Source organism: Pedobacter sp. ASV1-7 (genome assembly GCF_040203335.1).
Taxonomy (GTDB): Bacteria; Bacteroidota; Bacteroidia; order Sphingobacteriales; family Sphingobacteriaceae; genus Pedobacter.
Map to the genome: position 1 here is coordinate 304,080 of NZ_JBEHBV010000004.1, position 13,096 is coordinate 317,175.

The following is a 13,096-nucleotide window of genomic DNA, read 5'->3' on the forward strand; positions in this document are numbered from 1 at the left end:
ATTAATGACGCTGTTTAGCGTTATTATTACGGGCAGGACGATTATTGTTGTTTTGTCGGCCTTTACCATTGTTGTTATTTCTTCCGCGGTTATTGTTATTAGATGGTCTGGAAACTGCTGGTTTAAACTCAACCTTATTCAGGTTAATGTTTTCATCAAGTTGAAGTTGCCCGCCCGATAATTCGCGAAGATTTTTTAATATGGTTTCATCAGCTACGCTGTCTTTGTTCCAGGTAACATAAGCCATTTTCATGAAATTAGCTATCCCTTGTACCATCGCTGCTCTGCGTTCAGGTTCATCTACCGCTTTAGCTTTTTCAATCATCATTTCAACAGTTTTACCATAATGTTTATAGGTAATTCTTTGTTGAGGATAACCTATATGCTGTGGTTTTACCAATGCACCTTCAGGAGTTGGTTTTGGGTAGGGACTATCTACATCTATTTTATAGCCAGAAATAATATGCAGGTGATCCCAAAGTTTATGTTTAAAATCAGCTACGTCCCTTAAATGAGGGTTTAGAAAACCCATCAGGTCTATCACTGCCTGAGCATATTTGTTACGTTCTTCAAGATCGGGAAGATCAATAATGTACTTTACCATATTTTGTACATTACGACCATATTCGGCCAATATCAACTCGCTTCTTGTGGTGTTATATTCGAAATTCATCTATATGTTTTCGTTAATACTTTTATTTTCTCTTTTGTTCTGAGACTATCTTGAGTTTATTATTTGCTTTTAAACTCAATACGATAAACTGACACAGTTATTCAAGAAATAACGAAAAAAGCCAGTTTTATTATATTATAATCAATATTTTTATTTTGTTAGGCAACAAAAAAGCGCCCATAAGTTCTGTAAATATAAGGCTTATTTAACAATTCGCAACTTAGCAAATTTTAATAGCAGTTGCTTATTGCCAAGTCCCTGAAAAAATACAGTAGCTTTTACGTCAGGTAAAGTCCCTTCAAGGCTAATGATTTTACCAAAACCAAATTTTTCATGTTCTACATCCATGCCATTTTGAAAAGCATTTGCCGGATCTGGAGTAAAGCCAGGAGTCGGTACGTGTGCTTTTGGAAGCATTGAAGTAGTTTTTGGCCTCGGTGCACTTACTGTACCTGTTGAACCCGATGAAGCTGGTTTTGGTTTACTAAAAGTATCACGTTGTTGTGTCCAGGTACGTCTTTCATCATTAAAACTGTTTTCACCTAAGCTGCTTTTTGCAGGTTTTGCTACTTCAATTTCAAGGAAACGAGCATCTATCTCATCAATAAAACGACTTGGCTCACAATTGGTAAGACTACCCCATCTATATCTAGAGGTAGAGTAAGTAAGCGTCAGTTTCTTTTCTGCACGAGTAACAGCAACATAAAATAGTCTGCGCTCTTCTTCCAGATCAGTTCTTGAGTTGAGCGACATCTGCGAAGGGAACAGATTTTCTTCCAATCCCACGACATATACGTTTTTGAATTCCAAACCTTTAGAGGAGTGTATTGTCATTAAAGAAACAGTGTCTTTATTTTTATCATCTGCTTTGTCATCATTTGTTAACAAGGCAATATCCTGCATAAAAACAGCCAGACTACGGTCTTCAATGTCCTCACGTTCACCAAATTCCTTGATACCATTTAGCAATTCCTGTATGTTCTCATGTCTGCCACGACCTTCCTCAGATTGATCGGCATGTAATTCTTTTAAAATTCCAGAATGCTGAGCAATATATAAGGCTGTTTCGTAGGCATCTAATTTTTTTGACTCTGCTGCAAAACTTTGGATCATCACTGCAAAATCGTTTAGTTGATTTGCAATACGTCCAGGTATATATTGTTGAGGATTGCAGATTACTTGCCACATTGTGATATTGTGTTGATCGGCAGCTACACTAATTTTCTCTACTGTAGTGTCGCCCAGTCCTCTTTTGGGGTAGTTAATCACCCTTTTTATAGCCTCTTCATCTGCCGGATTAAAAGTTAATCTGAAATAAGCGATTAAATCTTTAATCTCTTTACGCTGATAGAAAGATAGGCCCCCATATATTTTATAAGGTACATTCAGCTTTCTTAAAGCTTCCTCCATTGCCCTTGATTGGGCATTTGTTCTATAAAGAATAGCGAAGTCATTATAATTATAGCCCTTCGTCGTACGATCTTGAACAATTGAATCTGCTACAATTTTACCTTCTTCGTTATCTGTAAATGCACGTTGAACCTTGATATGATCACCAGATTCATTATCAGAGAATACATTCTTCTCCAATTGATTCTTGTTGTTGGCAATGATACTATTTGCTACTTTAACAATGTTTTGTGTTGAACGGTAGTTTTGCTCCAGTTTATATACCTTCAGATCAGGATAATCGCGTTCAAAATTTAATATATTTTGAATGTTAGCACCCCTAAAAGCATAGATACTTTGTGCATCATCACCCACCACACATATATTCTGATAAGCTGCTGCCAGTTTTTTAACAATTGTATACTGAGAAAAGTTGGTGTCCTGATACTCATCTACCATCAGATATTTAAACTTTTGCTGGTATTTATTCAGTACATCAGGGTGGGTTTTCAGCAGAACATTAGTTTTAAAGAGTAAATCGTCGAAATCCATTGCCCCGGCTTTAAAACAACGTTTGGTATAAGTTTCATAAATTACTCCTATTAAAGGTCTTTTATTACTGATGTCCTCTGCCTGGATTTCTGTATTTTCCATGTATTCAACATGAGAAACGAGGTTGTTTTTTGCAGATGAAATGCGGTTGTAAACAAAGTTTGCATTGTATAATTTATCATCCAGCTGCATTTCGCGTAAAATAGTCCTGATCAGACTTTTACTATCATCGGTATCATAAATAGTGAAGTTGGATGGATAGCCGATTTTTTCTGCTTCAACCCTTAATATTTTTGAAAAAACAGAGTGGAAAGTACCCATCCATATGTTTTTAGCTTCTGCACCAACAACCTTAGAGATACGTTCACGCATATCTTTCGATGCTTTGTTGGTAAATGTCAGTACAAGAATATTAAAAGGATCTACTCCCTTTTCAATCAGATGTGCCACCCTAAAGGTGATTACCCTTGTCTTTCCGGAGCCTGCACCCGCTACGATCATTGCTGGTCCTTGTGTGTTCTCTACTGCTGCGCGTTGTTGGGGGTTTAAACCTGCTAAATAATCCAAAATCCGTTTCTGCTATTTAAAAGTATACTATTGAATTGTGTATTAGTAATTCAAATTACAAATTTAAAGAAATTATGTGTCTTAATGGAATGTGTTGGTAAAATTGCTGCTTTTCGCAATTTTATCTAAGTTTGTCCAAACTAATTTGTTATGCAAGAGATCAAAAAATATGTAGAGGACAACAAGCAACGCTTTTTAGATGAGCTATTTGAATTGTTGCGCTTCCCTTCGGTTAGTGCCGACCCAAAATATAAAGAAGATGTTCTTAAAACGGCAGACTTCGTTGCACAGAAGTTGAAAGATGCTGGTGCTGATCATGTTGAAATCTGCGAAACTGCAGGTTATCCTATAGTATATGGTGAAAAGATTATTGATGCAAATTTACCTACCGTTTTAGTATACGGTCATTATGATGTGCAGCCAGCAGACCCCTTGGAATTGTGGCATACTCCTCCATTTGAGCCAACTGTACGTGATGGAAAGATTTATGCCCGTGGTGCTTGTGATGATAAAGGACAATTTTACATGCATGTAAAGGCTTTCGAATTGATGATGAAAACCAATACATTAGCCTGTAATGTGAAATTTATGATCGAGGGAGAAGAGGAAGTAGGTTCAGCTAACCTTGGCATTTTCGTAAATGCTAATGTAGAGAAATTGAAAGCAGATGTAGTTCTGATTTCTGATACTTCAATGATCAGCATGGAAAATCCATCTATAGAAACGGGCTTAAGAGGTCTGGCTTATATGGAGGTTGAAGTTGTTGGGCCTAATCGTGATTTACACTCTGGTGTTTATGGTGGTGCGGTAGCAAACCCTGCAACTATATTATGCAAGATGATTGCTTCATTGCATGATGAAAATAATCATATTACTATTCCTGCATTTTACGATAAGGTAGTTGAATTAAGTGATGAAGAGAAAAAAGCCTTAAACTCAGCTCCATTTGATTTAAATGAATACAAAGAAGATCTGGAAATTAAAGCAGAGTGGGGGGAGAAAGGCTATTCAACATTAGAACGTACAGGAACCAGACCTACTTTAGAGGTTAACGGAATTTGGAGTGGTTATACAGGAGAAGGTGCTAAAACGGTGCTTCCATCTAAAGCAAACGCTAAAATTTCTATGCGCTTGGTACCTAACCAGAGCTCAGAAGAAATTTCAGAGATTTTTGCAAAACACTTCGAGAGTATTGCACCTGACTATGTGAAAGTTAAAGTAACAGCTCATCATGGTGGAGAACCAGTGGTTACACCAACAGATAGTGCGGCTTACCGTGCAGCTGAAAAAGCCATTGTAGATTCATTTGGTCAAGCACCAATTCCTACCCGTGGTGGTGGAAGTATTCCTATCGTTGCTTTGTTCGAAAGTGCATTGGGTATTAAATCTGTTTTATTTGGCTTTGGCTTAGATAGTGATGCTTTGCATTCGCCAAATGAGAAATACGATATATATAACTATTATAAAGGAATTGAGACTTTGCCTTTGTTCCATAAGTATTTTGCAGAATTAAGTAAATAATAAATTCGCATTGTGCGTAATCGCATGATACCTGATTTTATAAAAACACCAATATTCCTGCTCTTGGCGGATTCAGAAATAGAATCCGAATATCGATCAGGAACATTGGTGTTTTTATTTTGGATGCATATATGAAAGGTGTACTTTTGCTGTATCATGCCTCCAGCACCTAGAAAAACAACTACGCCCCGAAAAAAAAGTACATCCAGAAGCCCCACTTTTCGCCAAACCTACGAATCAGATGCGTCTGGTCGCCCACGTAAGAAGGCGGTTTCTAGAAAAAAAGTAACAAAGAAAAAGTCATGGCCTACCTGGCTTAAGTTTTTAATTGCAGCATTGATACTTATATTACTTTCGCCGTTTTATTATGGATATGTGATTAAGGGCTTTAGTTCTACATGGAGATGGATCAGAGACATTGGTGAAGATCCCAATTACCGTACTTATCACAGTTTTGATATCAAAATCCCTAAGGGATATAGTATTCATGGTATTGATGTTTCATATTATCAGGGAAAGATAGATTGGAAGCAGGTTAAATCTATGAGGGAGGACGATGTGAAGATAGATTTTGCATTCATAAAGGCTACAGAGGGAGTTTTTAAAGTGGATCCATATTTTCAACGTAACTGGCGTGAAGCACCTAAAGCAGGGGTTATTTGTGGCGCTTATCATTATTTCAGACCACAAAAGTCTGGTGAATGGCAAGCTAAATTCTTTTTGCAGACAGTTAAATTCGAAACTGGTGATTTGCCTCCAGTCGTAGATATTGAAGAACTCGATGGGGTATCTGCATCAAAAATGAGGGTTCAGCTTATTGAATTTTTAAATCATGTCGAAAAGAAAACTGGTGTTAAACCTATTTTATATACTGGATTATCCTTTTATAAGGATTATCTTAAAGGACATTTTGATGCGTATCCATTATGGATCGCTCACTATTATCAACCTAAGTTAAAAATAGGTAGTGACACAAAATGGCATTTCTGGCAACATTCGGATAAAGCAAAAATCTCTGGTATTAATCATGTTGTAGACTTTAATGCATTTAATGGCGATAGTCTTGCTTTTGATCGTTTATTGATTAAGTAGTAAGTTTTTAAGTTTTAGGTAGCTTGTTGTATTAAAGCAGGGGGGAGAGTAGCCTTGCTGCTTTTTCTAATAGTTGTCTGTATAAAGGTCGATTTGCCCATTGTTCTGCGTCTATTCTTATTGCATCTTTAAGATCATCGTAAAATATTTCACTTAACTCGCTGGCAATTTCAGTATCATAAACTATTGCATTTACTTCAAAATTGAGGTCAAAGCTTCTGAAATCCATATTTGCTGTTCCTACAATTGCTACCTTTTTATCAGTTACCATGGTTTTTGCATGTACAAACCCTTTTTGGTACTGATATATTTCAACACCTGCCTTTAACAAGTCATTATAGTAGGAGCGGGCAGCAGAGTTGACCAAAATAGAATCCGATCTGCCCGGAACCAGGAGTTTTACTGAAATCCCGCTTAATGAAGATATGCTAAGTGCATCAAGAAGACTCTCACCCGGAATGAAATAGGGACTGGTGATCAGGATTTCTGTAGTAGCCAGGTTAATAGCTTGAAGGGTAGAAAACAAAATAGTGGGCGACTCAGAGTCTGGGCCACTTGCTGCGATTTGAACAATCTTATTTTCTTCAGCAGCTTTTTGTGGGTTGGCTGGGAAAAAGTATCTGTTAGGTTCTAAAATACTATCAGAACAGAAGTTCCAATCGCATATAAATAGATATTGAAGGTATTGTGTACCAGGACCATCTATGCGTAAATGGGTGTCGCGCCAGTATATTTGTTCTCCATTACCATTTATATATCTGTCACTAACATTAATTCCTCCTACAAATGATGTGTAACCATCAATTACAATAATCTTACGGTGGTTACGGTAATTGAGACGATTGGCCAGTAATATAAAATGTACTTTTAGGAAAGGATATGCTTCTACACCATTTTCAATTAGCTTTGGAACCAGTTTTTTACGAATAGTTTTACTTCCAAAATCATCATATATAAATCTGACTTTTATACCCTCTTTCGCTTTTGCAATCATTGCTTCAGCTAATGCAGTCCCTATTTCATCATCTTCAAATATGTAATATTCTATATGTATATGATGTTTGGCATTTTTGATTGCTTCCAAAGCTTCAGGGAATTTGTTTTCTCCATTTAGTAATAGTTTTACTGCATTTTTAGAGGTTAAAGGACTCATAGAGTCATTTAACACCATAAATGCCAGTTCTTTATTACTAATGATTTCCGCGTTATTTTCCTCGTATGTCTTTTCTGAGTATTGAAGTAAATCTCTTCTGAATTTAGCTGCTAAATCATCATTTTCAAATAGCTTTTTGCTATACATTTTTCTGTGTCGGTAATTGATCCCAAAAAAGAAGTAGAAGATCATTCCAAAAACAGGGACAAAAACGGCGAAAAGAAGATAGGCTAATGTTTTTGTTGTGCTGCGCGTATCGTAAACAATGCGTAGACAAACTAAAATCAAAATGAAAACATAAGCGATTTCACTAATCAGCAACCAGTTCATAGAATAAGTTTACATTAATAGATATGTTGTAAGTTAGTAAAAACCAGTTAATCTTTATAAGTGCAAAAAAAAAATGTAATGATGCAATGTTTTTATAATCAAGCGATAGCCCTTATTATAAGGTTTAAAATGAGAAAAATATGCAGTTTTGCGAATTTGCTATTCTTAAAAAGACTTCAATAATATTATATTTGCTAGTCAATAAAGATACGTTTAGTTGTCAATGCCCGGATGGCGAAATTGGTAAACGTTGCGGTCTCAGAAGCCGTTGGAGTACAATCCTTGAGAGTTCGAGTCTCTCTTCGGGCACCACTATTGAGAGGAACCGTCTAATATTTAAATGTATTAGACGGTTTTTTATTTGTTGGATGAACTGGATAAACGAATAGGTACTTACTTTTATCGCAACGGAAGTAGTTTAGGGAATATATGTAAATTGCATTTTTTATGTAATAGCTGATGGAACCATTAAAAGAGATGTTCAACCGCGAATTTTACCAATATTTTGCTGGGGTATTTGCAGATGTCGATAAAAACTTTAATTCAAATGCTTTTGTAAACAATGTTACATCCGACTTAAATAAGTTGGAACTAAATGGACGTCTGCGAAATACTTCAATTGTACTGCAACAATATTTACCTAATGATTTTAAGAAAGCTGTTGATGTCCTCTATAAAGCTTCACCTTTTTTAAGACGTGGATATACCACATTGGTATTGCCTGATTTTGTAGCGCTTTATGGTAAAGAATACTTCGATCTTTCTATGGAGGCACTTAGAGATTTTACTTCACTTGGATCTTCAGAATTTGGCATCAGGGAATTTCTGAAAACGGATTTGGAAAAAACGCTGAAAGTGATGAAACAATGGGCTGAAGATAAAAATGAACATGTGAGGAGATTAGCTTCAGAGGGGAGCAGACCGCGCTTACCTTGGTCATTTAAATTGGATGAAATAATCAAGAATCCTTCATTAACGAGTGATATTCTGGAAAAACTGAAAGCTGATGAAATGCTCTATGTAAGAAAATCGGTGGCCAATCACCTCAATGATATCTCTAAAGATAATACTACTTATATGTTGAATCTGGTTAAAGGTTGGGATGGTACCAATCAAAATACCAGATGGATCATTAAACATGCAAGTCGATCACTTATAAAAAAAGGAAATTTGGATTCATTATCGTTGTTCAATTTTGAGAAAGATATAAAGCTACGTATTGATAATTTTAGAATAAGTACAGAACATGTTCAGCTAGGCGAAAATTTGCATTTTGAGTTTGAACTTAGTAGTCTAAAGTCCACAGCGCAAAAATTAGTTGTCGACTACGCGATTCATTATGTAAAAGCTTCTGGAGAACATTCTAAAAAAGTATTCAAACTAAAGGAAGTATCATTACTGCCAGATCAAACGATTAAGTTTTCTAAAAACCAAATGTTTAAAGATCTTACTACACGCAAACACTATAAAGGAAAACATTTTATAGAGATTATTGTAAATGGACAGAGATTAGAGAGGAAAGAATTTAATCTTACTATTTTATAACAGAAATGCTGGCTACTATGTATATAAAAAAAGCGATTAAGTAAAGAGTAATTTTTACTTAATCGCTTTTGTCATTTGTTATAAATCAATTATTTCAATTCTCCCGATAGATAAAAATTAGGATCATCAACACTAGTAATACTACCCACTTGTCCTTGAACCGGATCTATTTTATAATCTAATGTAAATTTATGATCATTAAAGATTTTTGTTAACGGTAGAACAGCATTTAATATTACCGCCGTTCTTTCTTCAGTATTCACAAATTCAAAATCATAGGTTCCGTCTATGGTTTTAGAGTAGGTGTAAACAAATTCCGAAACAGTTGGAAGAATACTTCTGATAGTAGTAACTGTAAGCTTCATTTCTTTAATTTCATCATTGAAAATGAAATTAATATTTCCTAGTCTCCTGGAATTAAGTGTTAGTGATGTAGACATTGTAGCGCGCATCGTTGTAAAGCTTGGAGACCAGGTCTGGAATGGTGTAGAAAATACAGTAATAGATTTAAATCTATCAGTTCCCATTAAAATATGTAAAGGAATAATTGGAAGATCACCTTTTAAGATCTCAATTTGTTTACCTGTAGTAGTAGTAGCTATAAGCTGATTCTTTGTTTTACTCCATTCTATTGTTTTGAATGCAATGTCATTAAAAACAAGCGGTTTATTAAAGAACATGCCATTAGTTGTATAAGCAAAGGGGGCTTCGGCCGTTTTTACCACACCCTTTTCTACCCAGGTAAAAAATGCTTTTTTCACATTTAAAGCCATATTTACAGAAAACTGAACTTTGTTTACTTCATTATTGCCTGTTATGTAAAGATTCTTATTGACATTGAAATAGTTTGTCAGGTCAGATACTAATGGTTTAAGCCCTCCTTTTAAGTAAAAATCTTGCTGTTCCGCATTTAATTTTACCAGAAACAAGTCGCTTCTTCTTTTCTTTCCAATCAGTTTTACGGTATCTCCTTTTATGGCAGAAAATTCGAATTCAAAATCAGATCTAAAACCTACTCCTGAAGTTCCTTCAATAATATCTGGATTTGGATCTGCAAGTAGGTGCAAATAATTATAGGTATCGAATAATAGGGAAGGACCCATAATTGCTTTCAGCCTGTAAGAACTTTCCATGATATCAGTAGACGTACCGGCATCAATCTCGGCAAGCATTTTTACACGATCCTCGTCATTAAAATCCATGTAGAAACCATATCCGCCACCACCTTCTGTGAATAAATAGGCCGCCCAGCCATTTTTTGCTGAGGTAAGTGTCTTTCCGTATGTTTCTAAGCTTTCTTGTGATCTTAATTCTGGCATTTTTCCGTCGATCATCAAATCTTCTGATCCTTTTTTACAGCTGCTTAGTGCCAGAGCTAAACAGAATATGCTTAATATTTTTGTTTTCATAATAATTCTATCTGATTAGTGATCCGTAAAAGTAGTTTGAGGTATTAGTCTCACCCTTAAAGCCTCCTTTTGTTAAATTTTGAGGAGATAAAAATTCAGCTATTGATGCTTGTTCAATGATATCAAGCAAAGGTTTTAACTGGGGTCTATATTTTGTTCCTTTATCGGTTTCTACTCCTGTAATTGTATTATCCGGCACAAAAGTTACTTTATCTCCTACAACAGTTACTTTGTAGTTGAAAAACCATTCTTCATTTGTACTGCCATTTTTTACAGTCATAACCAGGGTTGCAATCGGTTTACCAACCAACATGCCGAATCTAAATTCGAATTGATCTGCAAGAGTAAGTGCAGTACTTGCTGTTTTTACAGCTGCAGCTGCAGAAGTATAGGCAGCAGTAAATGTGGCTGACTGATTTTCATCAGTTTTAGTTATCACCATTTTACTATAAGTATTTCTAGCCATGTTGGCTGCAAATTTTGTGGTTCGGCCAGTTTCTCTATCAATAGCCGCTTTAACTTCTGCTTGTAGTGCTCTGAAATTAATATTGTAAGCTGTTCTGAAGTAGTCCACCACCATTTGCTCTTTTTGTCTTAGTCTCGGCTTTCCTAATTCACCTGCAGTATTTACATATGCATCAAACCAATCCTGACCTTCAACTAGCAAAAATGCAATCATTTCTACAAAATCCTCATTGTCATTACTTCTAGCATATCTGGAAACAAAACCAAGTCTTTTGGCTTCGTTAGCTGTATTTACGTTAGCTGTCCAGTTTGCTGCATACTCAGGAGATATTCTTGGGAAATCTTCAGGAATAGGTGAATTCTGATGAAGGATATGGCCAAATTCATGATGAATAGTATGCATCATTTGTTCTACATTGGCTGAATTAGATTTTTGAAAACTATTGATGATAAATAGGTTAATTCTTCTTCCTGCATCTGCTGTTCCAAGTGTAATGGTCCCATCGTTATTGTATTCGGCACTACCAATTAAAACAATTTGCTTTGGTGCGTAAGGTTTGATAAACTCCTTACCGGCAATATCAAGGTAGGGGCTAAGCCATATAGATTTTACTGTTTCCAAAGCAGGTAGAACATTGCGTTCTAATGGAGGAACCAAATCTTTATTCAGCGCTAGCTGATAACGGTCCCAGCGATATAAAACTTCAATGTTAAATGGGCTAAGGTATTCCTTTTGTAACCATTCATCAATTTGCCCGTTTTTGTAAGTATCAATGTTAAAGTTGTCCATATCTGCATTTAGTGGGCTTTCTTTTTTACAAGAGGCCAATGCCAGACTTAGGATAGCTATATAGTTAATTAGTTTTTTCATTATAAAATATCTTTTTGTAATGTTTATTTTAAGTCTGCCTATTTTTAACGTGGATTTTGAGCTACTCCTGAAAGGACAACTTCTTTTGGTAATTGAAACAATCTACGTGGATCACCTGGAGCCAATTCAACTATTTTCTCTTTCCCGTTAATATCCAATATATTATGTTTTATTGTCATTTTGTGTCTTAATACATCAAACCAACGCATACCTTCCGTAATGAATTCCATTTTCTTAAAATCAAGGATACCTTTAATCAATACTTCTTTTTCATCAGTACTTCTGTAATAACCTTTAAGTTTATCCAGGGTTAAAGCATCTGTAGTAGGATTAAAATTCACAATTCTGGTACTAATAAAGCTGTTAAGGTCTTTTAAGGCTAACTCAGTATTTTGCAGATTCACATAAGCTTCAGCTCTGTTAAGTAGTGCCTCATCTGTAGTAAAGGCAGGAAGGATGGTATAACCTATACCTGAAGTTGAGTTTACACTTGTAAGCGAAAAATGCTCTTTCCACTTAGCCATGGTATAATGAGGAGCACCACCAAATGAGTATAATTTATGTGCCCATACTCTGCCAGTAGCATTACTACGGTTAAATAGCTCATCTGCCAATTTCTGACCGAAACCAAATCTTGGAGAACCTCTTCTTGCCCACCATGAAACCGTTTCTATTAAAAGAAGGTTAGATTTTTCTGTAGTTTGTGTAAATCTGGCGCGTAAATCCTGTGGTGTTAATGAGAAATATTCTGTACTCCATGGACGTAAGCTTGTCTCTACAATTTCACCTGTAAAAACATTACCTGCATGTTTTATAACTTTGTTATAATCACCTTTGAAAAGATAGAAACGAGTTGCAAAAGCATTTGCTGCGGCAATGTTAAAATGATACTTCTGAACTTTGTAAGCCGTATTTTTAATTAAAGGGAGACCTTCTTCAAGATCTTTCTCTATTTGCTCATATACTGCTTTTACTGTTCCTCTATTATACTTTTCAAATACAACTGTTTCTGGAGCAGTTACGTATGGCACACCAGGAGCACTATTTGCACCATTAATCTCATAAGGTGTAGCATAAAGTGTTACCAACATAAAATGGGCATATGCACGTGCTACTAAAGCTTCGCCTCTATAAGGATGGACTTTAGGATCATTCATGTTTTTGTCAATATAACTAAGTGCCTCGTTGGCTGCTGCAATAGCTGTATAACATGCATTCCAGTAAAAATCTGTCGAACCTTGTGCTCTATCTCTTACTTCCTGCCACATGTATGGATCTGTGTTGGTTGGATCTTCAGTACCTTCGTTTGGACCTTTATCTTCTGAGCTATCTGATGCGGGTTCTGTAAAGGTGATGTATTCGGCTTTAGGGTAGGCTGATGTTAAAAGCTCGGCAACTTTTTCAACAGAGTTCAATTCCGACCGCATGTCAGGAACTGTATCCAGGTATTTCTCACAACCTGTTGTAGAAAGAGCAATCGTTGCAACCAGTATATATTTTAAGTTTTTATTTAAGTTCATGATAATCTG

Annotated in this window: 9 protein-coding genes and 1 tRNA gene; 4 read left to right on the forward strand and 6 right to left on the reverse strand. The window is 35.8% G+C overall.

All coding sequences use genetic code 11. The annotated features are described in order from the left end of the window. Window position 1: 1 nt before the first annotated feature. Together ABDJ41_RS11665 and ABDJ41_RS11670 are read right to left on the reverse strand one after the other, a co-directional pair. The gene (locus tag ABDJ41_RS11665) at window positions 2-673 is read right to left on the reverse strand and encodes a DUF4290 domain-containing protein (RefSeq protein WP_349786186.1); all 672 of its coding nucleotides are present in this window, start codon (window positions 671-673) and stop codon (window positions 2-4) included. A gap of 201 nt (window positions 674-874) precedes the next feature. After that, window positions 875-3,181 (reverse strand): ATP-dependent helicase, encoded by a 2,307-nt coding sequence (locus ABDJ41_RS11670; protein WP_349786187.1) that lies wholly within the window; start codon window positions 3,179-3,181, stop codon window positions 875-877. A 150-nt stretch (window positions 3,182-3,331) separates the two neighbouring features. Here ABDJ41_RS11670 and ABDJ41_RS11675 point away from each other — a divergent pair, with 150 nt between their 5' ends. After that, the gene (locus ABDJ41_RS11675) at window positions 3,332-4,702 is read left to right on the forward strand and encodes a dipeptidase (protein ID WP_349786188.1); all 1,371 of its coding nucleotides are present in this window, start codon (window positions 3,332-3,334) and stop codon (window positions 4,700-4,702) included. A 156-nt stretch (window positions 4,703-4,858) separates the two neighbouring features. Continuing rightward, window positions 4,859-5,794, forward strand: coding sequence for a glycoside hydrolase family 25 protein (locus ABDJ41_RS11680; protein WP_349786189.1), 936 nt, complete (start codon window positions 4,859-4,861; stop codon window positions 5,792-5,794). Between the two features lie 31 nt (window positions 5,795-5,825). Here ABDJ41_RS11680 and cls read toward each other — a convergent pair whose 3' ends face one another. Beyond that, window positions 5,826-7,277, reverse strand: coding sequence for a cardiolipin synthase (gene cls / locus ABDJ41_RS11685; RefSeq protein ID WP_349786190.1), 1,452 nt, complete (start codon window positions 7,275-7,277; stop codon window positions 5,826-5,828). Window positions 7,278-7,502: 225 nt separating this feature from the next. Here cls and ABDJ41_RS11690 point away from each other — a divergent pair. Next, window positions 7,503-7,589 (forward strand) — tRNA-Leu (locus ABDJ41_RS11690). A gap of 147 nt (window positions 7,590-7,736) precedes the next feature. Further along, the gene (locus tag ABDJ41_RS11695; RefSeq protein WP_349786191.1) at window positions 7,737-8,822 is read left to right on the forward strand and encodes a DNA alkylation repair protein; all 1,086 of its coding nucleotides are present in this window, start codon (window positions 7,737-7,739) and stop codon (window positions 8,820-8,822) included. 89 nt (window positions 8,823-8,911) lie between these two features. Here the strand turns inward: ABDJ41_RS11695 and ABDJ41_RS11700 are convergent, their stop codons facing one another. Genes ABDJ41_RS11700 through ABDJ41_RS11710 form a run of 3 tightly spaced genes read right to left on the reverse strand, consistent with a single transcriptional unit; the run spans window position 8,912 to window position 13,087 of the window. Further along, window positions 8,912-10,231 (reverse strand): DUF4302 domain-containing protein, encoded by a 1,320-nt coding sequence (locus ABDJ41_RS11700; RefSeq protein WP_349786192.1) that lies wholly within the window; start codon window positions 10,229-10,231, stop codon window positions 8,912-8,914. A gap of 7 nt (window positions 10,232-10,238) precedes the next feature. Next, the gene (locus ABDJ41_RS11705) at window positions 10,239-11,567 is read right to left on the reverse strand and encodes a zinc-binding metallopeptidase (protein ID WP_349786193.1); all 1,329 of its coding nucleotides are present in this window, start codon (window positions 11,565-11,567) and stop codon (window positions 10,239-10,241) included. 44 nt (window positions 11,568-11,611) lie between these two features. Then, window positions 11,612-13,087 (reverse strand): RagB/SusD family nutrient uptake outer membrane protein, encoded by a 1,476-nt coding sequence (locus ABDJ41_RS11710; RefSeq protein WP_349786194.1) that lies wholly within the window; start codon window positions 13,085-13,087, stop codon window positions 11,612-11,614. Window positions 13,088-13,096 lie beyond the last annotated feature (9 nt).